This window comes from Halosimplex aquaticum (assembly GCF_028747785.1).
Lineage (GTDB): Archaea > Halobacteriota > Halobacteria > Halobacteriales > Haloarculaceae > Halosimplex > Halosimplex aquaticum.
Map to the genome: position 1 here is coordinate 2,762,047 of NZ_CP118158.1, position 21,597 is coordinate 2,783,643.

Consider the following 21,597-nt stretch of genomic DNA (forward strand, 5'->3'; position numbering starts at 1 on the left):
GAACTGGCCCGTCGATCGAGTAACGGAGGCAGAAAAGAACTGAAACGAGCAGCAGAGACGCACTCAAAATTATGCCAACCTACGACACCACCACGGCGGACGAATCGATCCACGACAGACAGCCACTCGACGGCGCGACGACCACGCTCGCCTCGCTGACGGTACCTGCAGGCGAACTGTGGTACGTCGACGGCGTCTACGTCACGGCGGACGGCAGCGGCGACGCCTCGGGCGTCGAAGTGTCCGTCGGCGTCGGCGACGGCGCGACGCTCGACGGGATAGCGCCCTCGATCGACCGCGCCGGTCGCGGCTCGAGCGTCGGCGTCGACACCACCCGGCCGGACGGCGGCGCGGCGACGGTCGACGCGTACGCGAGCGCAGGCGAGGAGATCCGCGTCGTCGAATCCTACGAACAGGGGTCGACAGGCGGCTACCACTACAGCGTGCAAGTACGGCGCGTCGTCTGACCGGCGCGGCGTCAGCCGATCGTCAGACGCGCGTCTGCCGAGGCTTTACGTCTGGTTGCGTCGATGACACGAGTATGGACCGTCACTGGACGCTTGACCTCGTCGCGCTGTCGGGCATCGCCGCCGGGTTCGTCCTGTTCACGGTGAGCAACGCGGCCCTCCTCGCCGGCGTCGTCGCCGCCGTCAGCGCGTACGCGCTCGTCCTCCCCGAGTTCGTCGCGTCCAGCCGACGGGCCAGTCCCCGCTGACCCCTCCCAGCGAACGCGACTGCCGACCCCGCTGGCCCCGGCGGTCGCGGATTCTTCCGCCGTCCCGCTCGTCGCGAGGCCGTCGTGTTCAGTCGTCGACGGCGGCCGTCCCGCCGGCCTCGCGGGCCTCCCGTCGCCCCTCGGCGACGCGTGCGACGACGACCACCGTCAGCGCGGCCACGATCGGGGCGAGGAGCAGGCGCATGGCCGTCGCCGCGCCGGCGTCGCCGACGACGAAGCCCATGAGCGCGGGCACGCCGCCGACCGACACGGCGGAGACCGCAGACGCGAGCGCGTTGACCGGCCCGCTGTACTCGGGCGCGGCGTCGGTCGCGTAGGCCATCATCGTCGGGAACACACCCGAGACGAGCAGGCCGATGGCGACTACCCCGGCGAGCACCCACAGGCCGTCGGCGAGGAAGAACGTGAACGCGAACGCCGGGACGAGCAGGCCGAGGACGCCCACGAGCAGGGTGAGCGGCCCGAGCCGGTCGCTGAGGGCGCCGCAGGCGAACCGCCCGGGGACGTACGCGACGAGCATCGCAGTCAGGGTCGCCTCCGCCCACCCGGCGGGGAGTTCGGCGCGCGCGTAGTAGGGGAGCCAGGTGAATAAGCCGCCCTCGACGCCGGTCACGAAAAAGAGCATGGCGAGCAGCGCCAGCACCTCGGGCCGGCGGACCAGCTCGGCGAGGTCCTCGCGCGTCAGTGGCTCCTCGCTCGACTCGACCGCGGGCGCCCGGAGCGAGCGGAACGCGACCGCGAGCGCGAGCACGCCGACCCCGAGCGCGCCGTAGACGAACCGCCACGACCCCGCTCGAAGCGCGAGGACGACCGCCAGCGGGCCGAGCGCGGCGCCGACCGCCCAGGTCCCGTCGTAGAGGTTGTAGACGCGTCCGCGGACGCTCGGGTAGAAGTGACTCAGGAGCGGTCTGTCGAGCGCGCGGAAGAGCCCGACCGCCGCGCCCTGAACGATGAGCGCGCCGAGGAAGACGAGAAACGACGGGGCCAGCCCCATCGCGAGGAGCGCGGTGCCGGTCACGAACGCGCCGACCGCGATGAGCCGCCGCACGTCGACGCGCCCCGCGCTCGACCCGACGACGAGGATGATCAGCAGGTAGCCGACGGTCCCCGCCGGCGCGACGAGCCCGAGCTGCCACTCGGGCACGGTGAAATACCCCTCCAGCGTCGGGAGCACGGCGCCGCGGACCTGCATCACGGCGCCCGTGAACGCCATCGTCAGGAAGATCGCGACCGTCCACAGCCGGCGGTTCCTCGGGTCGGCGTCGTCGGGGCCCGTCGCCTCAGCGGGGCCGGCGGCCTCCTCACTCACCGCCAGCCCTCCCGCCGCGGCCTCCGGAGGTACCCGCCGGCGCTCGGCGTCCGTTCCGCTCGCTCGTCTCGTGCATACGGAGCCGTACCGAGTGCCACCGGAAAACGTTTTTGTAGATAGTCAAAGAACCTTCCACAATGAGCGAGTCGCGGATCAGGGAACACCTGGGGGCGTTCGGGCTCTCGACGACGGAGATCGAGACGTACCTGGCGCTCGCGCGCCGCGGCGAGGCGACGACGGGGGACGTGGCGACGGCGGCGGACGTCTCGCAGGGCTACGTCTACGAGGTGGCGGAGACGCTGGTCGACCGCGGGCTGGTGACCGTCGACGAGGGCGCCAGCCCGACGGTCCTGCGGGCGCGGCCGGCGGCCGAGGCGGTGGCGGAGCTGTCGACGCGCCTGTCGGACCTGCAGTCGGCCATCGACGACGTGTACAGCGAACCGGCGGCGACCGACGTGGGGTTCGAGGTGGTGCGCTCGCGCCAGACGGTCGAGCGCCGGGCGGAGCGCTTCCTCGGCGACGCGGTCCACGAGGCGTTCGTCGTCGTCCCGGCCACCTCCTTCGGCGACCTGAAGGAGGCGATGGCCGCCGCCGTCGACCGCGGCGTCTTCGTCTACTGCATGCTCGTCGCGCCCGACACCGGCGTCGTCGCCGACGCCGTGGACGACTTCGGCGCGTACGCCCACGTCGTCCGCACCTGGGAGGCCCGCCCGCAGATCATCGTCCTCCGGGACGCCCGCGCGGGCCTGGTCGGTTCCCACGGCGTCCTCACGGGCCGCCACGGCGACGAGTACGCCGTCACGTTCGGCCAGCCGGAGGTCGCCAACGGCTTCTACGGCAACATGGTCAGCAACGTCTGGCCGATGGGCGACCCGCGCCACGTCTCCGACCCGCCGGAACTCCCGACGACCGTCGAGTACTTCCGCAACGGCGTCACCACCGCCGCCCAGCACCTCGACGCCGGCCGCGACCTCGTCGCCGACGTGACCGTCGCCGACACGGGCTCCGACCACGAACTCGACCTGGACGGCGTCCCGGTCCGCGAGGCGAGACAGAGCCTCGTCCCGCCGGTCACGAGCTCCTTCCCGGTGGAGAACGCGCTCGTCGTCGAGACGGAGAACGGCCCCGCGAGCATCGGCGGCGACTCCCCCGGCTTCGACCCCTACTTCGAGGACTTCGCCGCTCGCCGCGTCACGCTGCGGGAGGCGTAGCGCGCCTCAGGCACCGACCTCGCGCTCGCCGTCGTTTTTGGTTTCGACCTCGCCGGCGTCGTCCGTCGCGCGCCTGGCGACCCGGTCCAGCCCAAGTGTCGCCAGGAAGCAGACGACGCCGACGTACAGCAGCGACTGCGGGTCGGTCACCAGCCGACTCACGACGCTGTTCCCGTAGCCGAGGACCGTCCCGAGAAATCCGAGAGTCGAAGTGGTCCAGCCCAGCCCCGTCACGCCGGCGAGTTGCTCCGCGGAATCGGTGTCCAGTGATGTGATCGACTTCAGTCCCATGGCGGCATCTCTCTCCTAATTCGCAATAACAACTCGTCTTTCGAGAGTATACGTAGGAAATATGCGGGGATAGAGGCGAAAACGATCAGTGTCCTCACTCAACTGGTATCGAAGCGTAGCCTACTATCTCCACTTCGGTCCCTACCGGTATCGACCTGGGAAGAAAGCCGCAGTTCAGTCGTGATCGAGGGGCAGTTCGAATGAGGGCGCCAGACAGCTGCGGCGCGACGGCAGGCCGCGAACGAGCGGTATCGGGGGTCAGACGGCATCGATGGCCTCTTCGAGGGAGAAAGCGCCCTCGTACAGTGCGCTCCCGACGACGACGGCGCTGGCGCCGGCCGCCTCCAGCGCTCGCACGTCGTCGAGCGTGGCGACGCCGCCGCTCGCGACGACCGGGATGTCGACCGCGTCGACCACGCGCTCGACGGGGTCGGTCCGCACGCCTTCGAGTTGCCCCTCCACGTCGACGTCGGTGAAAAGTATCCCTCCCGCGCCCAGGTCCTCGTAGCGGCCGGCGGCCTCGGCGGGGTCCAGTCCCGTGCCCTCGGTCCACCCGGAGACGACGACCTCCCCGTCTTTCGCGTCGAGGCTCACGAGGACGCTCCCGGGGTACTCGTCGCTGATCTCCGCGACGATATCGGGGTTCTCGACCGCGGCGGTGCCGAGGATGACGCGGTCGACGCCGGCGTCCAGGAGCGCGGTGGCGTCCGCGACGGTGCGGATGCCGCCGCCGAGTTGCGTGTCGACGTCGACGGCGTCGACGACGGCCTCGATGGCGTCGGCGTTGGCCCGCTCGCCCTCGAAGGCGCCGTCGAGGTCGACGAGGTGTAGCGTCCGCGCGCCCTGGTCGATCCACTCACGCGCGGCCTCGACGGGGTCGCCGTACGTCTTCCCGGTGCCGCGCTCGCCGCCGACGAGCTGGACGACCTGCCCGTCCTGGACGTCGACGGCCGGCACGACCTCGAACTCGGGGAACATACCCGTCGATGCGCGAGCGCGGCCGTAAAGCGTATCGATCGGCGGGACCGCGACCCGCGTCGGAGCCGCCACCGGTCCGCGCCGTCTCCATCACGTTTTACTCGCCGTCGGTCGAGTGAGTGGATATGGTCTCTCTGTTGCTCGTCGCCGGGATCACGGTCGCGGCGTTCGTCGGGTTCAACATCGGCGGCTCGTCGACCGGCGTCGCCTTCGGACCGGCCGTCGGGAGCGGGTCGGTGTCGAAGACCGGCGCCGCGGCGCTGATGACGGTGTTCGCCATCTTCGGCGGCGCCACCGCGGGGACGAACGTCATCAAAACGATGGGCGGGCGGATCGTCCCGAGCGACCAGTTCACGCTGGCCGCGAGCGTCGCCGTCCTCTTCTTCGTCGGTCTCGCGCTCCTGGTCTCGAACCTCTTCGGCGTGCCGGCCTCGACCTCGATGACGGCCGTCGGCGCCATCGCCGGCCTCGGCGTCGCCACCGGCAGCATCGACTGGGAAGTCATGGGCCAGATCGTCACCTGGTGGCTGGTCGCGCCCATCACGGCCTTCTGGGTCTGCGCGGTCACCGGCCGGTACCTCTACCCGCACCTCGAAGCCCGCTTCACGCTGGAGTCGCCCGGCGACGAACCGTCGCTGCGCGAGCGGCTGGGGACGGCGCTGGTCGTCGGGATCGGCTGTTACATGGCCTACGCGGCGGGCGCGTCGAACGTCGCCAACGCGGTCGGCCCGCTGTACGGCGGCCGGTTGCTCGGCGACTCGTTCACCCCCTACGTGGCCCTGGCCGGGGTCGCCATCGGGATCGGCGCGTTCACCATCGCCCGGCGGACGCTCGACACCGTCGGCAACGACCTCACCGACCTGCCGATCCTCGCGGCGCTCATCGTCGAGGCGGTCAGCGCGACGATCATCTACCTGCTCTCGGCCGCGGGGATCCCCGCCAGCCTCGCCGTCTCGGCGACGATGTGCATCGTCGGGCTGGGGTGGGGCCGCGCCACGCGGACGAAGAAGATCGCCGACGCCGCCGCGGAGGCCGTCGCCGGCCCGCCCGAGGCCGACGACAGCACCGTCTCTGTCGACGCCATCGCCGACGGCGACGCCGGGCACCGGGACTCGCCGGAACCTGGCGACGTGGCGAAGATCGGGGAGGAAGCCCCCGAAGAGGTCACGGCCGCCGACCTCTTCGACCCCGCGGCGACCGGCCGGGTCGTCCTGCTGTGGATACTCACGCCGTCGCTGTCGGCCGTCGCGTCGTATCTCGTCTTCCGGTACCTCCCGATCGTCTGAGCGGGCGGGTCCCGGACGTGTGCGTACGTCCACTGATCGGGGCGCTCGATCGGCAAACCTTGCGATCGCGGGGTCGAGACGGTAGCGGAAACAGCAAGGTCTAACAGTCAGGAAGGCGAACATCGCAGGTGATGCCCACCGTAGAGTACCTGAATTACGAAGTACTGGACGACCAGGGTTGGGACATGTACGACGACGCGACCTTCGACAAGGCCGCCGACGCCGACCTCGACGACGAGGACTACGGCACGCTGGAGGTCAACGAAGGCGAGTACATCCTCGAGGCCGCCGAGGCCCAGGGCTACGACTGGCCCTTCTCGTGTCGCGCCGGCGCCTGCGCCAACTGCGCAGCCATCGTCGTCGAGGGCGAGATCGACATGGACATGCAGCAGATCCTCTCCGACGAAGAGGTCGAGGAGAAGAACGTCCGCCTGACCTGCATCGGCTCGGCCGCCGAGGACGAGGTCAAGATCGTCTACAACGCAAAGCACCTCGACTACCTGCAGAACCGCGTCATATAAGCGTCTCACCGACGCGCTCGTACTACACGACTATCGGGACCCGCCCGATTTTTCGAACTCGCACCGCGAGCGACGGCGTCGGTCTGGCGGGGGAGACCGCCCGACGGGTCCGCACTCGCCCGCGTCTGCACTCGTTCTGTTCGACGCTGTCGCAGCCGCTGGCAGCGCGCCGAAACCACTAACTGACTCCATCGCACTCATCCGGTCGTGATCGAGTGGCTGGCGACGTTCCTGACGAGTTCGCCGACGCCGGACCTGCTGCGCCTGGTCGCCGTGCCCGTCTTCGCCTGGGCCGCCTACCGCGACGTCCGCACTCGACGGGTGCCCAACCGGACGTGGCTCCCGCTCGCCCTCCTCGGGATCGCCCTCCTGGCCTGGGACATCTACCGCGCCACGACCGGGATCATGGTGGGCGACCTCGTCGAGCGCGAGCGCTTCTACCTCCGGGTCGCGCTCTCGCTCGGGATGGTCGGGTCGATCGGCTATCTCTTCTACTGGTTCGGCGGGTTCGGCGGCGCCGACGCGAAGGCGCTGATCGTCCTCGCCGTGCTCTTCCCGACCTTCCCCGAGTACATCTTCCCGACGACGGCGCTGCCGCTGACCCGGACCACCGTCGGCGTCTTCTCGCTGACCGTCCTCTCGAACACGGTGCTGGTCGGCGCGGCCTACCCCGTCTTCGTCACGCTCCGCAACGCCCTCTCCGGCCACCGCGCGCCGATCATGTTCATCGGCAAGCCGATCCGGGCCGCGGACGCCGCCACCGAGTACGGGTCGCTCCTCCAGACGCCCGAGGGGTTCTCCCGCGGCGGCCTCGACCTGGACGCCCTCCGGATGTACCTGCGCTGGCGCGGGACGACGCTCGCGGCCGTCCGCGCGGACCCCGAGCGCCACCGCGACCCCGCCAGCCTCCCCGACGATCCGAACTCGCCCGGCGACGGGTCCGTCCCCGACGGCGACGACGTCACCGGACCCGTCGAGGCCGACGTCGCGACCGACGGCGGCGACGACGCCGAGGTCGCTGGCCGCGACGCGGCCGCTGACGTCACAGGAGCCGACGCCGACGCCGCGCCGTACGACGACCCGTGGGGCGCAGCGGCGTTCCTCGACGACATCGAGGGCTCGGCGTACGGGACGACAGTCGAGGACCTCCGCGAGGGACTGGACGTACTCGCCGCCGAAGACGTGGTCTGGATCTCGCCGGGGATGCCGTTCATCGTCCCGATGTTCGTCGCGCTCGTCGTCAGCCTCGTCTACGGGGACCTGTTCTTCAAACTCGTCTCCCTCCTCGTCTGAGCGCGTTACGATTCGGCGGGCTCGACTCGGTCGTAGGCCGGGCCGATGCCGAAGATGGAGACGAGCCAGACGACGGCGACGGCGATGTACGAGAGCAGCGGCGTCCGCTGGAACCCCGGCGCGCTCGTGGCGACGAGCAGGGCGAACGCGCCGACGAGGAGCGCGACCGCGACGGCCGTGTTGCCGGCGTTCCACAGGAGGAACGCCTGCATCGCCCGCTCCTCCTCGCGCCAGGCGGCGAGGAACTGCCGAACGGATCCGATCATCGGCCGTGGGTTGTGCGTCCCCGGGCATAAGTGTGGGCGGCCGCCGTGGCTGAATCCCGCGTTGACTCTGTCCTCCGCGAGCGCTCCCGAACGCGACAAAAGACCTATTCGCCGGTCGCTCCCAGTTGAGATATGACCGACGAAGTGGACCTGGCGTTCGGCGACAACGAGCGCATCCCCGCCGTCGCCCAGGACGCCGACTCCGGCGAGGTGTTGATGCTCGCGTACGTCACGAGCGAGGCCGTCGAGCGCACTCGCGAGACGGGACTGGCCCACTACTACTCGCGCAGCCGCGAGGAGCTCTGGCAGAAGGGAGGGACCAGCGGCCACGTCCAGGAGGTCGAGGAGATCCGCGTCGACTGCGACGGCGACGCGCTGCTCTACCTCGTCGACCAGGAGGGCGGCGCCTGCCACACGGGCTACGAGTCGTGTTTCTACCGCACTATCGACGGCGAGACCGTCGGCGAGCGGGTGTTCGACCCCGACGAGGTCTACGAGTAGCGAGATGAGCGACGCCGCCTTCGACCCCGCGACCGACGACCCCCGCGCCGCCGCGGACGCCCTCGTCGCCGACCTCCGCGAGGCCAGCGAGGCCCTCGACCGCGCCCGCGACCGCGTCGACGCTATCGGCGAGTCGGAACTGCAGGCCGTCGCAGACACCTACGACGACCTCACGACGCTGTTCGACCGCTACGAGGAGGAGGTGACCGGCGACGGCGACTTCCAGACGTTCATCGAGTTCCAGAGCCAGATCGCCGCCGTCACCGAGGAGCTCTCGGAGGACCTCCGCCACCGCGACGTCTTCGAGCGCGTCGACGAACTCCTCCAGCAGCGCCGGCTCACCGAGTCGGACTGGCGGAAGGTCCGCTCGGCGCTCGAACCCGTCCGCGACGACGTCGCCCGCATCGAGGACCGCCGCGAGGCCCGCGAGCGGTACGAAGACGTCCGGTTTACCGTCGAGCGCCGAATCGACGCGCTCGCCGACCGCATCGCCGACCTCGAAGACCTGCAGCGGCTGGGCGACGCCGACCTCGAGGCGCCCACCGAGCGCCTGCGCGACCCCATCGAGACGTACAACGACCGGGTGACCGACGCCTTCGCGGCGTTCCGGCAGTCGGCCGGCGCCCGCGAACTCCTCGACTTCGTCGCCAAGACCCAGTCGTACCCGCTCGTCGGCTTCGAGTCGCCGCCCGACGACCTCCGCGAGTACGTCGAGACCCACGAGGCCGGCGCGGAGCCGATGGGCCAACTGCTGGAGTACGCCGACTACTCGAAGTCGAAGCTCGACCACTACGTGAACGACCCCGACGCGCTGAAGCGCAACGTCTCGACCCAGCGGACCTACCTGCGCCGGCTCGGTCCGGAGCCGCTGACGGTGGACTGGCCGCCGCCGGAGGCGGAGACGCTTCGGTTCCGGGCGCGAGAGCTGACGAGCGTCGTCGCCCGATTCGCCGACGACGTGGAGGACGGCGAAGGCGCGCTCGTGGCGCTGCGGACGGTCCGGGAACTGCCCCGCGAGACGGACTACGAGCGGCTCCGCGACAGCGCGCAGGCCCGCGCTCAGCTGGGCTCCGAGGAGCGCGACCGACTGGCCAGCGGCGAGGTAGCCGAGGAACTGGACGCCTGTCGCGACGCGAGAGCACGGCTGGAGAACGCGCTGGAAGAGTACCCGGCGCTGTAGCGGCACTTCTCCTCGTCCGTTCGCAGGAAACGCTTACTCCTCGCGTTCCTCGGGCGTGTACGTCTCGACTTCGAGGGCGTGGATGTCGGTGGTCATGCGGTCGCCGAGGGCGTCGTAGACCAGCTGGTGGCGGTCGACGAGCGACTCGCCGGCGAAGGCGGGCGAGACGACGGTGGCGGCGAGGTGGTCGTCGTCGTCGGCGCCGCGGGCGCGGCTGACGGTCGCCTCCGAGTCCGGGATGGACTCCTCGATGAGGCGCTCGACGTCGTCGAGGTTCATGCCCGGAGCGAGGCGGGCGAGCGGAAAAACGCTTGCCACTGGCGCCGCGGGGACCCACCGAACCGGAGGATGACGGGGGATTCATACGCCCGCGGCGTCTCCGTCCGACCGGCGGCGATGACGATTAGTTACCCCTCCGAGCCCCTTGTGACGACACGGGACTCCGAGCCGCCTCGACTCGGACCGCCGAGCGGCGCGTGACGCTCGTCGCCGGTTCTCGCGGATATCCCAACACGTTGGGGAGGACGCTCTTTCCGATGGAGGGGAACTTACAGACGAATGATCCGTCCACCCGGCGGTCGGTTCGGAGAGTCCGATACCACGATCACCGGACAGATGGTTCCGTGCCCGGACTGCGGGCGGGCGACGGGCGTCCCGGTCCCGAACGAGAGCACGATCGTCGACGCCGCGGAGGAAGCCGAGGGGTCGTCGACGACGAAGTGTCCGCACTGCGACCGGCGTTTCGAGGTCGGCTACCGGCTCGAATCCGACGACTGACGCGGCCGACGGGGCCGGTTCAGACGAGCACGTCGACGTCGTAGCCCTCGGACCGCAGCGCGTCGAGCAGTTCCGTGGCGTGGTCGGGGCCGCGCGTCTCCAGATCGAGTTCGACCTCTGCGGCGTTCATGGCGACGTCCTTGCCGGCGCGGTCGTGCTCGATGGCGTGGATGTTGGCGCGCGAGTCGCTGATGACCTCGACGAGGCGTTCCAGTTCGCCCGGGCGGTCCTTGAGGGTGGTCCGGATGCGGAGGTAGCGGCCGGTCTCGACGAGGCCGCGCATGACGACCGTGGTGAGGACGTTCAGGTCGATGTTGCCGCCGCTGAGCACGGGGACCACCACCTCGTCGTCGTCGTACTCGAAGGCGCCTTCGAGGACGGCCGCCAGCGCCACGGCGGCGGCGCCCTCGACCAGTGTCTTTCCGCGTTCGAGTAGCGTCGTCAGCGCGACGGCGACCTCGTCGTCGCTGACGGTGACGACCTCGTCGACGCGCTCGCGGATCACGTCGAAGGTCTGCGCGCCGACCTTCCGGGTGGCGATGCCGTCGGCGATGGTGTCCACGGAGTCGCGCGCGACCACTTCCCCTTTCTGCAGGGAGTCGGCGACGCTGGAGGCGCCCTCCGCCTGGACGCCGATCACCCGCGCGTCGGGATTCTTCGCCTTCACGGCGGTGGCGATCCCGCTGACGAGGCCGCCGCCGCCGATGGGGACGACGACGGTCTCGACCTCGGGGAGGTCTTCGAGGATCTCCAGGCCGATGGTTCCCTGGCCGGCCATCACCATCGGGTCGTCGAAGGCGTGGACGTAGACGCGCTCCTCCTCGCGTTCGATCTCGTGGGCGCGCTCGGAGGCCTCGTCGTAGTCGGCGCCGTGGAGGACGACCTCCGCGCCGTAGTTGCGAGTGGCCTGGACCTTCGAGACGGGGGCGTGCTCGGGCATGACGATCTTCGAGTCGACGCCGATGCGCGTCGCGGCGAGCGCGACTCCCTGGGCGTGGTTGCCGGCGGAGGCCGTGACGACCCCCGAGTCCTGCTCCCCGTCGGAGAGCGTCGCGATCTTGTTGGTGGCGCCGCGGATCTTGAACGACCCCGTCCGCTGGAAGGTCTCCAGTTTCATGTGCACGTCGGCGCCGGTCATCGCCGAAAAGGTGTGCGAGTAGTCCAGCGGCGTGTGGCGGGCCGTCTCCGCGACCCGCTCGCGTGCGTCGAGCACGTCCGCGAGTTCGATCATGCCATAGCTACCGCTCGCGGCGTGTTAGATGTAGGGGGAAGAGCGTGTGACGACTGGTACTTCGGCCCGACCGTACTTGAACCCGAGCCAACCGGAGTGAAAGTGGAACCGAGGGACGCCGAGCAGGTGCTACGACGGGCCCGCTCCTGGGCGAACGACCACGTCTTCACGTTCGACGTACGTTCGCACGCGCTCGGCGAACCCGCCCTCTCCGGGCCACTCGGCAGGCGCACTCAGCCGATCGGGGTCGCCGACGTAGGTTTCGACCGTCGTCCCGCCGCCTCCGCTTCCGTCGGTGCCGCTCGCCACGAGCGGCACCGGAACTCGGGCGTACAGCCCGCTCTCGACGCCCTCGTAGCGGTCGAGCGCCGCTCGGTCGCCGGTCCGGAGGAGACGGCCGTCCACACGACCGCCGGGCGCGAGCGTCGGGTACTCGCCGTCGACGCGGTGGAGGCCGTCGAGGACGGCGGGCCCGCAGTAGGTGAAGTCCTCCAGCACTGTCTCCGCCCGGGAAGTGTCGGTGAGGGTGCCGTAGACGAAGACGTCCATACGTGGATCGGCGGTCGGCGAACGGTATCGGCGTTGCGACTTCCGCGCCGTCGTCCGTTCCGCCGGCACCGGTAGCTTCAATCGTCGCGAGTCCGGATTCCGGAGCAATGTCGACGGCGGGCGTGCGGGAGCGCGGGCTGTCGGTCTGGCGGCGAGTGCTCTCGCTGTCGTGGCCGATGATGATCCAGCACGTCTTCCGGACGCTCATGCGGACGACGGACGTGATCGTCACCGGCCTGTTCTCGCCGGCGGCGGTCGCCGCGGTCGGCCTGGCGGACCTGTACGCCCGCTTCCCGCTCCGGATCGGCCTCGGCCTCGGGAGCGGCGCCATCGCCCTGTCCAGTCAGGACACGGGCGGTGAGGCCATCGAGAACCGCGACCAGGCGATCACACAGGCGATCCTCATCGGCCTGCTCTCGGGGGTCCCGTTCATCGCATTCGGCTTCCTGTTCGGCCAGCAGGCCATCGCGCTGCTGGGCGCGCCCGAGACCGTCGCGGAGATGGGCGGCACGTACCTCGCGGTCGTCTTCGCGAGCGCGCCCGCGAGACACGTCGCGCTCGTCGGCGCCCGCGCGCTCCAGGGCACCGGCGACACCCGGACGCCGATGTACGTCGACGTGACCTCTTCGGTCCTCAACATCGCCGGATCGCTCGTGCTGGGGCTCGGGCTGTTCGGCGCGCCGCGACTCGCCATCGTCGGCGTCGGCATCGCGACGGCCGTCGGGAACTGTTTCACCGCCGGCGTGCTGTCGCTCGCGATCTGGAGTTCCCGGACGGAAGCGTCGTTCACTCGCCCGCGGGACCTGGTCATCGCGAGGCAACTGCTCGCGGTGAGCGCTCCCCGGATCGCCGAGGGGCTGGTGCGGACGCTGGCGGAGTTCCCGTTCAACGCCTTGCTCCTCACGTTCGGGACGGATGTCAACGCCGCCTACCAGATCGGCCGGCGGATGTACCAGCAGGTCACCTCGCCGCTGGGCCGGGCGTACCACACGGCCACCAGCGTCGTCGTCGGCCAGTCGCTCGGCGACGGCGACGTGGCGAGCGCCCGCTTCCAGGGGTGGGCGACCACCGTGCTCGCCGTGGCGACGATGGGCGCCATCGGCCTCGTCCTGTTCTTCGGCGCCGACTGGTTCGTCGCGTTCTTCACGGGCGACCAGTCGACCGCCGGGTACGCGACCGGGTTCGCCCGCGCCTACGCCGTCGCCGCGCCGGCCATCGGCGCGTACCTGGCGCTCTCGGGCGCCCTCCAGGGGGGCAGCGACACCCGGACGCCCTTCATCGCGCAGACGACCGGGCTGTTCGGCTTCCTGCTCGGGTTCGGCTACCTGACGAGCGTCGTCCTCGGGTGGGGCGTCGTCGGCATCTACGCCGCCATCGCACTCCAGCAGTTCTGGGCGCTCGCGGTCGTCGCGTGGGGGTTCGCCCGCGGCGACTGGGCGGCGAAGGCCGCGGCGATGATGGACGAGCGCGGGAGCGCCGGCGGGGTCGACGGCGAGCCCGACGCCGAGGCGGATCCGACGGACTGAGCGCGAGCGGTCCCCCGGACCGCACGGGGAGACACCGCTCGTTATTGTCCACCCGCCCGAATCCAGGGTATGGAACTCGTCTCGGTCGCGGCCGTCGCCGAGAACCGCGTCATCGGGGAGGGCGACGAGGTCCCCTGGGACCTCCCCGAGGACAAGAAGCAGTACCGCGAGCGGGTGGCAAGCCACCCGACCATCTTCGGCCGGCGCACCTACGAGATGTTCGCGGACCCGCCCGGCTCCGCGTTCGTCGTCCTCAGCCGCACGGAGCGGGAGTACGACCGCGAGAACGCCTACCACGCCGGAGGCGTCGACGAGGCCGTCTCGATCGCCGAGTCGCTGGGCGCCGACACCGCCTACGTCCTCGGCGGCGGCGCCATCTACCACCTCTTCCAGCCGCACCTCGACCGGATGGTCCTGACGCGCGTCCCCGGCGAGTACGAGGGCGACACCTTCTACCCCGCGTGGGACGAGAACGAGTGGCTCCTCGTCGAGACCGAGGAGTACGAGAACTTCACCGTCGAGACGTGGGAGCGGAAGCACGGGGACAAGGCGTAGCGGTGGCGGAGCGGCAGCGGTACGGTCGCGGAGCGGCAGCGGTACGGTCGCGGAGCGGTAGGCGGATGAAGCATCCGGCGCGCAAAGCGCGCCGGTTCTCCGGACGCGAGCGAACGAAGTGAGTGATGCGTCCGGCCTTTTTCACCCATGCTTTTGCGTCGGGGGGTGCCCGCAGGCGCGCGTAGCGCGCCGAGGACACCCCCCGGCGGAAAAAGATGGTTCAGTAACTGTCCACGTCGGTCCCGACCGAACAGACGTACTCGCCGGTGGCGACCTGCGGGAGTCTGCGGGCGCGCCAGAAGATACCGCTCGAGTCGGCGGTGACGGTCTCCTTGACGCCGCCGAAGGTGTCGGTGACCTCGAAGAGCACGTCGCCGCGGGAGACGCGCTCGCCGAGGTCCGCGCGGAGCGAGACGAGGCCGCCGGCGGGGGAGCCGTACTGCTCGAAGCCGTTCGCGCGGGTCTGGGGGTTCAGGTCGACCTGGCCGTCGGTGAAGCCGTAGTACGAGAGGACGTTGAACACGCCCTCGACGCCGGCCTGGATGGAGTCTTCGTCCCAGCCGACACAGCCCCCGAGTTCGGGGTCGATGGTGGGGATGCCCTCGTCGGGGGCGGCGCGGGCGAGTTGGCCGTCGGGGCCCTTCTGGTCGAGGACGTAACCGCAGTCGAACACCTTCGCGAGTTCGAGGCAGGCGTCGTGGAGGCGGTGGCGGGGACCACAGCGGACGCGGCACTCGTCGATCATCCGGGAGGTCGACCCCTGGTGGAGGTCGAGGATGAGGTCGGCGCGGCGGGCGACCTGGAAGGTGGCGGCGGCGATGCGTTCGGTGGAGGTTCCGGTCTCGTCGCCGGGGTAAGCGCGGTTGGTCTTCGTGTCGTCGATGGGGTTGCGGTGTTCGGCGACCTGGAAGGCGTGGAAGTTGACGATGCCGACGACGAGGACCGTCCCCGCGATATCCTGGGGGTCCAGCTGCGGGACGACCCGCTGGACGACCCCGACGCCGTTGAGTTCGTCGCCGTCGCTCGCGGCCTGCACGTAGAGGGTGTCGCCGTCCGCCGCGCCGTTGATGACCGCCACTGGGAGCCCGACCTGCGTCCCGTCCCGCGTCTCGCCGACCGGCAGACGGCCCGTGTCCATCTCCCCGGGCGCCGCCTGGGCCGTACCGAGCGTCGTCATTACCACAACTGCAGAACCCGCGTCTCTTTAGCGATTCGGTGTGCCCCGCTCTCTGCCGCCGTCGTCCCCCGACGACCGCCGTCTCTCGTCGCCGGTCGCGGTCACCGATCGACGCGTCTTTGCCGGTCGTGACCGAAGCGCCGCCATGGTGGGCGAGCGACCCGAGGGCGGCGAGTCGATGCCGGGCGAGCAGGGGACCGAGCGGCCCGAGAGCGGCCGCGCGGCCTTCCTCGCCGCGCTCCGCGTTCGACGCAACGCCAAGTGGGGGCTGGCCGTCGGCGTCGCGGTCGCGCTCGGCGCGTTCTTTCTCTTCGTCGTGCTCCTCGACGCGCGCGACTCGCCGCTGTGGTACGTCGCGCTGGGGTTCACCCTCGCGATGTCGACCGCCGGTCTCGTCGCCTTCCTCCTGACGCTCGGCCGCGCCGTCCGGCTCTCACGCGAACTCTGACCTCGCGGAGGGCACGCCGCGGACCGCCGATCGATCCCCGCCGATCCCGTCTCTGACTCGCGACCGGTCGTCTCGCTGTCCCGCCTCGTCTCCGCACACCACCGGGTCGAGCGGTCTGGCGCCGCGGCTCCGCCGGAGCGGCTCGGTCCGACGATCCGTTCGGGAGAATCGAACGAATTCGCCTCCCAGCGGGAAGATAACGACGAACGTCGAAGTCACTATCGACGACTGAAACCCCTCCGTCGCGGGGCGTCGGGTGCAGAGACGTTCGATTCGTCGGCGGGGTGGGCGGGGCGCCGATAGACGTTCGTCCAGAAAGGCGTTCGGTGATTCCGTACGCGTCCACCTACGAACGGTAACCCTTTTGCCCGGGCCAGAACAAAAATGGTGGTATGACTGACGAGCTTCGGAAAGGCCTCGAGGGAGTGCTCGTCGCCGAGTCCGATCTCAGCGAGATCGACGGCGACGAGGGCCGACTCATCTATCGCGGGTACGCCATCGAGGACCTCGCGAGACACGCGAGCTACGAGGAGGTCATCTACCTCCTCTGGCACGGCGACCTCCCCGACGCCGACGAGCTCGACTCGTTCACCGACTCGATGGTCGCCGAGCGGGCCGTCGACGAGGACGTCCTCGACACGGTGGGCCAGCTCGCCGCGGCCGACGAGAACCCGATGGCCGCCCTCCGCACGGCGGTCTCGATGCTCTCCGCGTACGACCCCGACGCGGACGCCCCCGCCACGGACGAGACGGCCACCCTCCGCAAGGGCCGGCGCATCGTCGCCAAGATCCCGACCATCCTCGCGGCCTTCACTCGCATGCGCGACGGCGAGGATCCCGTCGAGCCCCGCGAGGACCTGGGCCACGCCGCGAACTTCCTCTACATGCTCAACGGCGAGGCGCCCGACGACGTCCTCGCCGAGACGTTCGACATGGCGCTGGTGCTCCACGCCGACCACGGCCTCAACGCCTCGACGTTCTCCGCCATCACCACCGCCTCGACCCTCTCGGATCTGCACAGCTCGGTCACCTCGGCCATCGGCACCCTGAAAGGCCCGCTCCACGGCGGCGCCAACCAGGACGTCATGCAGATGCTCAAGGAGGTCGACGAGAGCGACCGCGACCCCATCGGCTGGGTCGAGAAGGCCCTCGACGAGGGCCGGCGCATCTCCGGGTTCGGTCACCGGGTCTACAACGTCAAGGACCCCCGCGCGAAGATCCTCGGCGAACGCTCCCAGGAACTCGGCGAGGCCGCCGGCACGCCGAAGTGGTACGAGTACTCCACGAAGGTCGAGGAGTACATGGCCGAGGAGAAGGGCCTCGCGCCCAACGTCGACTTCTACTCCGCCTCGACGTACTACCAGATGGGCATCCCCGTCGACATCTACACGCCCATCTTCGCCATGAGTCGCTCGGCCGGCTGGATCGCCCACGCCGTCGAGTACGTCGAAGACAACCGGCTGATCCGCCCGCGCGCCCGCTACACTGGCCCGCACGACCTGGAGTTCGTCGATATCGACGAGCGATAGTACGGCCGCGAACGGAGTGAGCGGCCGCTTTTTGCCCCATCTTTTTCGAGGCGGGTTCCCGCAGCGAGCGCGAGGCTCGAACGGAGTGAGGGCCTCGCTGCGAACGGCGCGAAGCGCCGTGAGCGAAGCGAGCGAGGAAACCCGTCGAAGAAAAAGGTGGTGGCACGACCGGCTGATCCGCCCGCGGGCCCGCTACACCGGTCCGCAGGACCTGGAGTTCGTCGATATCGACGAGCGGTAACGCGCCGCCGCCAGCGCGCTCTTTCTGGATCCGTCGCGGCTCGCGGATCAACACCTACAGGGGCGTACCGCACCACGACACGTCCATGCTCACCTGCGGCGACTGCGGACGGACCTATCCCGACGACGCCGATGCGCCCTGGCGCTGCGAGTGCGGCCACGCGCTCGACTACGCGGAGCGACCGCTCCCGGACGCGAGCGACCCGCCCGCGCACCTCGACCGCGACCGCGGGCTGTGGGCGTTCGACCCGTTTCTCGATACCGAACGGGCGGTGACGCTCGGCGAGGGGTGGACGCCGGTGGTCGACGCGCCCGAGTGGGGCGTCGCGTTCAAACTCGAATCGGTCTTCCCGACGGGGAGCTTCAAGGACCGCGGCGCGGCGCTGACGGTCTCGCGAGCGGCCGAGCTCGGCGTCGACCGACTGGTCGAGGATTCGTCGGGCAACGCCGGTCTCGCCATCGCCACCTACGCGGCCCGCGCGGGCATGGACGCCGAAATCTACGTGCCCGCGGACGCCAAAGCGGGGAAACTCCGGGCCATCGAGCGGACGGGCGCGGACGTGGTGCGCGTCGAGGGGTCGCGCGGCGACGTGACCGATGCCTGCGTCGAGGCGGTCGAGGCGGGCGAGGGCTGGTACGCAAGCCACGCCTGGAACCCCGCCTTCTTCCGCGGGACGGCGACGGTCGCGTTCGAACTCGCCGCCCAGCGCGACTGGACGGCGCCCGACGCCGTCGTCACGCCGCTTGGCCACGGCACCCTCCTCCTCGGCGCCTACCGCGGCTTCCGGGCGCTGCGCGACGCCGGGTGGACCGACGCCGTGCCGAAACTGCTGGGCGCCCAGGCCACCGGAGCGGCCCCCATCGCCGACGCGGTCGACGACGGCGGCGGCAGTGCCGAGGAAGCGCCGAACGCCGCCGCCGACGGCATCCAGATCCGCGACCCGGCCCGCGAGGACCAGATCCTCGCGGCGATCCGGGAGACGGACGGCGGCGCGATGGCGGTCGGTCCCGACGCGACCGAGCGCGAACACGACCGCCTCGCGCGGGCGGGATTCCACGTCGAGTCGACCAGCGCGACGGCGACGGCGGCGCTCGCCGAGTTCAGGGAGCGGGGGACTGTCTCGCCTGACGACGACGTGGTCGTCGCGCTCACGGGAACGGGGTTGAAGGGATGACCAAGCGACGAGCCAGCTACTGCCCGTACTGCGGGACCGCACTCGAAACGAAGGGGTTCGAGGGGCGCGACCGGCGGTTCTGCCCCGAGTGCCGGGAGTTCGTCTTCCAGAATCCGACGCCGGGCGGGCACGTCGTCGTCCTCGACGGGGACGCGGCGCTGCTCATCGAGCGTGGTATCGAACCCGACCTCGGCGCCTGGGCCGTCCCCGGCGGCATCCTGGAGGTCGACGAACCGGCGGCGCTGGGCGCCGCGCGGGAACTCGAAGAGGAGGCCGGGCTGTCGGTCGACCCCGGCGCGCTCGAACTGGTCCGGACCGGCCTCGACGTCGACGACCCCGACGACGGTTCGTACCTCTCGATCACGTTCGCCGTCGAGCGCGCGGACACGGCGGGCACCGTCCGGCCGGGACCGGAGACGACCGACGCGCGCTTCTGGTCGTTCGCCGACCTCCGGGACGGGGGCGTCCTGACGCGGTCGGTGGACTGCCGGCGGATCGAGGCGGCGGTCGAGCGACTGCGTGGCGAGAGAGTACAGTTCACGGCGGAGTGACCCGCTACCGCCAGAGCTCGCGGTCGAGGACCACGTCGGCGTCGACGGAGAGCCGGGACTCGGCGACGCCGTCGCGGTCGGGCGCGTCGGAGTAGAGGATGTAGCGTCGGCTGTCGTCGGTGCGGGTCCTGACGACCGCCGGCAGGACGTCCTCGGGCGCGGCGGTCGGCGGCGGCGGCGGTCCGATCACGACGCGCCCGTCGCGGGTCTCCGAGGATCTCTCTGCCATGTCCGCTCGGACGAACGCAGCGATCATTGTTACGAGTCTACTACCCGCGTTCAGGCCCGCTTAACCGCGAATTAGGCACTCCCTCGCCGCCGCCCCGACCGCTCTCGCCGGCCCGCGCGGCCGCCGACCGACACCGTTTACCCGCCGGCAGTCGGCCACCCGGACATGTCCGGAAGCGTCCACCACACCGGCACGACCGTCGCAGACCTGGACCGCGCCGTCGAGTTCTACACCGAGGTGTTCGACCTGGAGGTCCTCGCCGAGTTCGAGTCCGGAGGTGAAGCTTTCTCGACCGGCGTCGGCGTCGAGAACGCCACCGGCCAGTTCGCCCACCTCGACGGCGACGGCACCCGGGTCGAACTGGTCGAGTACGAACCCGAGGGCGAGGAGGCCGTCGCCGACAGCGTCAACGACCGCGGCGCCAAACACCTCGGCTTCGGCGTCGACGACGTCGAGGCGTTCTACGAGGACCTCCCCGACGACGTGGAGACGATCAGCGAACCGCAGACGACGGGGACGGGGACGACCATCCTCTTCCTCCGCGACCCCGACGGCAACCTGATCGAAGTGCTCGACGCGTAGGCACCGACTAATCGCGCCTTTCGCGGGCGCTATCGCGAATTTCGTTCTGCCGCGAGAGGTCACGTCGCTACCGCTCGGGATGCGTCGGCGCGTCGAAGCCGCCGCGCACGAGCGGTTTCGCGACGTGGCGGCGGGCACAGGGCGGTACCTCGTACCAGCCGGGTTCCAGATCACGGTCGATCACTCGTTCGGCCTTCTCGTCGGCGCTCGTGCCGCAGTCCCGACAGCGATACCCCTGTCCAGCACCGGCGGAACCCATCGACCGGCCGCACTCGGGACACGTCGGGTTCACTCGCTCCGTCGCCACCAACTCGCGGACGGCGAACTTCTCCAGTTTGAGCGTCCCGCCGGTCACCTCGCCGCAGACGGTCAGGCGGTCGCCGACGCGCAGCGCTCGCACGCGGTCCCGAAACCGCTTCGTCGGCTCGAAGGCCGCGACCGCGAGTGCCGCGCCGTCGTCGCTGCGCACGGTGCAGAACACGTGTCCGCCCTCGCGCGTCTCGGGCGACTCGACGACTTCGCCGTCGACGCGGTAGGCTCGCCCGTCGGCGACCGACCCGAAGCCGTCGACGGGCCGCAAGTGCGCGTCCGTCCCCTGGTTGGTCACGAACAGCGCGCGGCTCGCCACCGGCTCGCCCTCGATCGATTCGGCCACCGACCGGGCGGTCTCGGGGTCGTCGCCGCGGATCCCGTGCAGGATGGGGCAGGGCGTCCGCGGGACGCAGACCGGGTAGCCCTCGCCGCGGTCGACGGTGTCCCAGGCGTCCGGATAGGCGCGCTCGGCCGCCGAGCGGACCGACTCCCAGTCCACCTCGCGGTCGGTCCCCCAGCGGTCGCGCTCGCGGTAGGAGATGCACTCGTATGTCCAGTCGTCGAACGCGCGCCAGGCGCCGACGGCGGCGAGGGCGCCGATACGGCCGCGGCCGTTGCCCGCGTGGGCGGTCTCGTAGCCCGCGTCGGCGGCCAGGGCGACCGCGTCGTCGACCTCGTGGTAGTCGCGGACGGCCGCGCGGGAGAACTCGGCCACGTCGTCGGGCACGTCGTCCGGAGCCCCCGGCGCGACGGCGACCCCGGGATTGGTTCGCGGGTCGGCGGTCTCGGCCAGGTCGAGGTGGTCGCGCGCGAGGTCGAGCGCGCGCGCCGGATCGAGGTCCGTGTGGACGGCGAGCGCGGCGTTCCCGCGGGTCTTGTGCTCGACGCCGGGGTTCAGCCGTACCAGCAGCCGGCGCTCGACGCGGCCACCGGCCTCGCGGACCCGCTCGGCGAGGGTCGCGGCGACGTAGGTCGTGCACATCCCGCGCTCGCGAGAATCGGTATCGTCGAGGCCGATGACGGTCACGAACGCCCGTAGCCGGGTCGCGGGCAAACGGGTTTCGACTGCGTTTCACTATATCAATCTATCGGTTAACGCGAAAGAACGGGACGCACGGACAGTCTACGGGCGGCACAATGCATA

At 70.6% G+C, this 21,597-nt stretch carries 27 protein-coding genes; 17 read left to right on the forward strand and 10 right to left on the reverse strand.

Annotated elements, in window-relative coordinates; translation table 11 throughout:
- The first annotated feature begins 71 nt into the window (after positions 1–71).
- Together PSC72_RS13920 and PSC72_RS13925 are read left to right on the forward strand one after the other, a co-directional pair.
- On the forward strand, positions 72–467 hold the full coding sequence (locus PSC72_RS13920; protein ID WP_274322012.1) for a hypothetical protein: 396 nt from the start codon (positions 72–74) through the stop codon (positions 465–467).
- Between the two features lie 74 nt (positions 468–541).
- A complete protein-coding gene (locus PSC72_RS13925; protein ID WP_274322013.1) occupies positions 542–715 on the forward strand; it encodes a hypothetical protein in 174 nt (57 codons plus the stop codon).
- Between the two features lie 88 nt (positions 716–803).
- Here PSC72_RS13925 and PSC72_RS13930 read toward each other — a convergent pair whose 3' ends face one another.
- A complete protein-coding gene (locus tag PSC72_RS13930) occupies positions 804–2,045 on the reverse strand; it encodes an MFS transporter (RefSeq protein ID WP_274322014.1) in 1,242 nt (413 codons plus the stop codon).
- Between the two features lie 137 nt (positions 2,046–2,182).
- On the opposite strand from PSC72_RS13930, the gene PSC72_RS13935 reads away from it, so the two are divergent.
- Entirely contained in the window at positions 2,183–3,256 is a 1,074-nt protein-coding gene (locus tag PSC72_RS13935; RefSeq protein ID WP_274322015.1) for a TrmB family transcriptional regulator, read from the forward strand.
- Positions 3,257–3,262: 6 nt separating this feature from the next.
- Here PSC72_RS13935 and PSC72_RS13940 read toward each other — a convergent pair whose 3' ends face one another.
- On the reverse strand, positions 3,263–3,547 hold the full coding sequence (locus tag PSC72_RS13940) for a hypothetical protein (protein WP_274322017.1): 285 nt from the start codon (positions 3,545–3,547) through the stop codon (positions 3,263–3,265).
- Positions 3,548–3,805: 258 nt separating this feature from the next.
- Positions 3,806–4,525 carry a 1-(5-phosphoribosyl)-5-[(5-phosphoribosylamino)methylideneamino]imidazole-4-carboxamide isomerase gene (hisA, locus tag PSC72_RS13945; RefSeq protein ID WP_274322018.1) on the reverse strand — a complete coding sequence of 240 codons (720 nt, stop codon included), beginning with the start codon at positions 4,523–4,525 and terminating at the stop codon, positions 3,806–3,808.
- A gap of 125 nt (positions 4,526–4,650) precedes the next feature.
- On the opposite strand from hisA, the gene PSC72_RS13950 reads away from it, so the two are divergent.
- From PSC72_RS13950 to PSC72_RS13960, 3 genes are all read left to right on the forward strand, one after another.
- On the forward strand, positions 4,651–5,811 hold the full coding sequence (locus tag PSC72_RS13950; RefSeq protein ID WP_274322019.1) for an inorganic phosphate transporter: 1,161 nt from the start codon (positions 4,651–4,653) through the stop codon (positions 5,809–5,811).
- 131 nt (positions 5,812–5,942) lie between these two features.
- The gene (gene fer / locus PSC72_RS13955; protein WP_274322020.1) at positions 5,943–6,332 is read left to right on the forward strand and encodes a ferredoxin Fer; all 390 of its coding nucleotides are present in this window, start codon (positions 5,943–5,945) and stop codon (positions 6,330–6,332) included.
- A gap of 207 nt (positions 6,333–6,539) precedes the next feature.
- Entirely contained in the window at positions 6,540–7,625 is a 1,086-nt protein-coding gene (locus PSC72_RS13960; RefSeq protein ID WP_274322022.1) for an A24 family peptidase, read from the forward strand.
- Positions 7,626–7,630: 5 nt separating this feature from the next.
- Here the strand turns inward: PSC72_RS13960 and PSC72_RS13965 are convergent, their stop codons facing one another.
- The gene (locus PSC72_RS13965) at positions 7,631–7,891 is read right to left on the reverse strand and encodes a hypothetical protein (RefSeq protein WP_274322024.1); all 261 of its coding nucleotides are present in this window, start codon (positions 7,889–7,891) and stop codon (positions 7,631–7,633) included.
- Positions 7,892–8,023: 132 nt separating this feature from the next.
- Between PSC72_RS13965 and hisI the strand changes: the two genes are divergently transcribed.
- Complete coding sequence (gene hisI, locus PSC72_RS13970) at positions 8,024–8,392, forward strand: phosphoribosyl-AMP cyclohydrolase (RefSeq protein ID WP_274322026.1); 369 nt, start codon at positions 8,024–8,026, stop codon at positions 8,390–8,392.
- Between the two features lie 4 nt (positions 8,393–8,396).
- Positions 8,397–9,572 carry a DUF7118 family protein gene (locus tag PSC72_RS13975; protein WP_274322028.1) on the forward strand — a complete coding sequence of 392 codons (1,176 nt, stop codon included), beginning with the start codon at positions 8,397–8,399 and terminating at the stop codon, positions 9,570–9,572.
- A 33-nt stretch (positions 9,573–9,605) separates the two neighbouring features.
- Here the strand turns inward: PSC72_RS13975 and PSC72_RS13980 are convergent, their stop codons facing one another.
- On the reverse strand, positions 9,606–9,851 hold the full coding sequence (locus PSC72_RS13980; RefSeq protein WP_274322029.1) for a BolA family protein: 246 nt from the start codon (positions 9,849–9,851) through the stop codon (positions 9,606–9,608).
- A 279-nt stretch (positions 9,852–10,130) separates the two neighbouring features.
- On the opposite strand from PSC72_RS13980, the gene PSC72_RS13985 reads away from it, so the two are divergent.
- Positions 10,131–10,349: a hypothetical protein gene (locus PSC72_RS13985; RefSeq protein WP_274322030.1), complete on the forward strand. Its 219-nt coding sequence runs from the start codon at positions 10,131–10,133 to the stop codon at positions 10,347–10,349.
- Between the two features lie 19 nt (positions 10,350–10,368).
- Here PSC72_RS13985 and ilvA read toward each other — a convergent pair whose 3' ends face one another.
- Positions 10,369–11,580, reverse strand: a complete 1,212-nt coding sequence (gene ilvA, locus PSC72_RS13990; RefSeq protein WP_274322031.1) for a threonine ammonia-lyase — start codon at positions 11,578–11,580, stop codon at positions 10,369–10,371.
- Between the two features lie 129 nt (positions 11,581–11,709).
- Positions 11,710–12,129 (reverse strand): gamma-glutamylcyclotransferase family protein, encoded by a 420-nt coding sequence (locus PSC72_RS13995; RefSeq protein ID WP_274322032.1) that lies wholly within the window; start codon positions 12,127–12,129, stop codon positions 11,710–11,712.
- A gap of 107 nt (positions 12,130–12,236) precedes the next feature.
- On the opposite strand from PSC72_RS13995, the gene PSC72_RS14000 reads away from it, so the two are divergent.
- Positions 12,237–13,655, forward strand: coding sequence for an MATE family efflux transporter (locus PSC72_RS14000; protein ID WP_274322033.1), 1,419 nt, complete (start codon positions 12,237–12,239; stop codon positions 13,653–13,655).
- A gap of 69 nt (positions 13,656–13,724) precedes the next feature.
- A complete protein-coding gene (locus PSC72_RS14005; protein ID WP_274322034.1) occupies positions 13,725–14,210 on the forward strand; it encodes a dihydrofolate reductase in 486 nt (161 codons plus the stop codon).
- A gap of 220 nt (positions 14,211–14,430) precedes the next feature.
- On the opposite strand, the gene PSC72_RS14010 is transcribed toward PSC72_RS14005, so the two are convergent.
- Positions 14,431–15,387 (reverse strand): succinylglutamate desuccinylase/aspartoacylase family protein, encoded by a 957-nt coding sequence (locus PSC72_RS14010; RefSeq protein ID WP_274322035.1) that lies wholly within the window; start codon positions 15,385–15,387, stop codon positions 14,431–14,433.
- Between the two features lie 145 nt (positions 15,388–15,532).
- On the opposite strand from PSC72_RS14010, the gene PSC72_RS14015 reads away from it, so the two are divergent.
- From PSC72_RS14015 to PSC72_RS14035, 5 genes are all read left to right on the forward strand, one after another.
- Positions 15,533–15,835 carry a DUF7536 family protein gene (locus tag PSC72_RS14015; RefSeq protein ID WP_274322036.1) on the forward strand — a complete coding sequence of 101 codons (303 nt, stop codon included), beginning with the start codon at positions 15,533–15,535 and terminating at the stop codon, positions 15,833–15,835.
- Positions 15,836–16,227: 392 nt separating this feature from the next.
- Positions 16,228–17,364, forward strand: coding sequence for a citrate synthase (gene citZ / locus PSC72_RS14020; protein ID WP_274322037.1), 1,137 nt, complete (start codon positions 16,228–16,230; stop codon positions 17,362–17,364).
- Positions 17,365–17,482: 118 nt separating this feature from the next.
- A complete protein-coding gene (locus tag PSC72_RS14025; protein WP_274322038.1) occupies positions 17,483–17,605 on the forward strand; it encodes a hypothetical protein in 123 nt (40 codons plus the stop codon).
- Between the two features lie 85 nt (positions 17,606–17,690).
- Entirely contained in the window at positions 17,691–18,779 is a 1,089-nt protein-coding gene (locus PSC72_RS14030) for a pyridoxal-phosphate dependent enzyme (RefSeq protein ID WP_274322039.1), read from the forward strand.
- Positions 18,776–19,330: an NUDIX domain-containing protein gene (locus PSC72_RS14035; RefSeq protein WP_274322040.1), complete on the forward strand. Its 555-nt coding sequence runs from the start codon at positions 18,776–18,778 to the stop codon at positions 19,328–19,330. The genes PSC72_RS14030 and PSC72_RS14035 overlap by 4 nt, the downstream gene beginning before the upstream one ends.
- A gap of 4 nt (positions 19,331–19,334) precedes the next feature.
- Here the strand turns inward: PSC72_RS14035 and PSC72_RS14040 are convergent, their stop codons facing one another.
- The gene (locus PSC72_RS14040; RefSeq protein ID WP_274322041.1) at positions 19,335–19,559 is read right to left on the reverse strand and encodes a hypothetical protein; all 225 of its coding nucleotides are present in this window, start codon (positions 19,557–19,559) and stop codon (positions 19,335–19,337) included.
- A gap of 165 nt (positions 19,560–19,724) precedes the next feature.
- On the opposite strand from PSC72_RS14040, the gene PSC72_RS14045 reads away from it, so the two are divergent.
- On the forward strand, positions 19,725–20,141 hold the full coding sequence (locus tag PSC72_RS14045; protein ID WP_274322043.1) for a VOC family protein: 417 nt from the start codon (positions 19,725–19,727) through the stop codon (positions 20,139–20,141).
- Between the two features lie 67 nt (positions 20,142–20,208).
- On the opposite strand, the gene PSC72_RS14050 is transcribed toward PSC72_RS14045, so the two are convergent.
- Positions 20,209–21,480, reverse strand: a complete 1,272-nt coding sequence (locus PSC72_RS14050) for a tRNA(Ile)(2)-agmatinylcytidine synthase (RefSeq protein ID WP_274326181.1) — start codon at positions 21,478–21,480, stop codon at positions 20,209–20,211.
- Between the last annotated feature and the right edge of the window lie 117 nt (positions 21,481–21,597).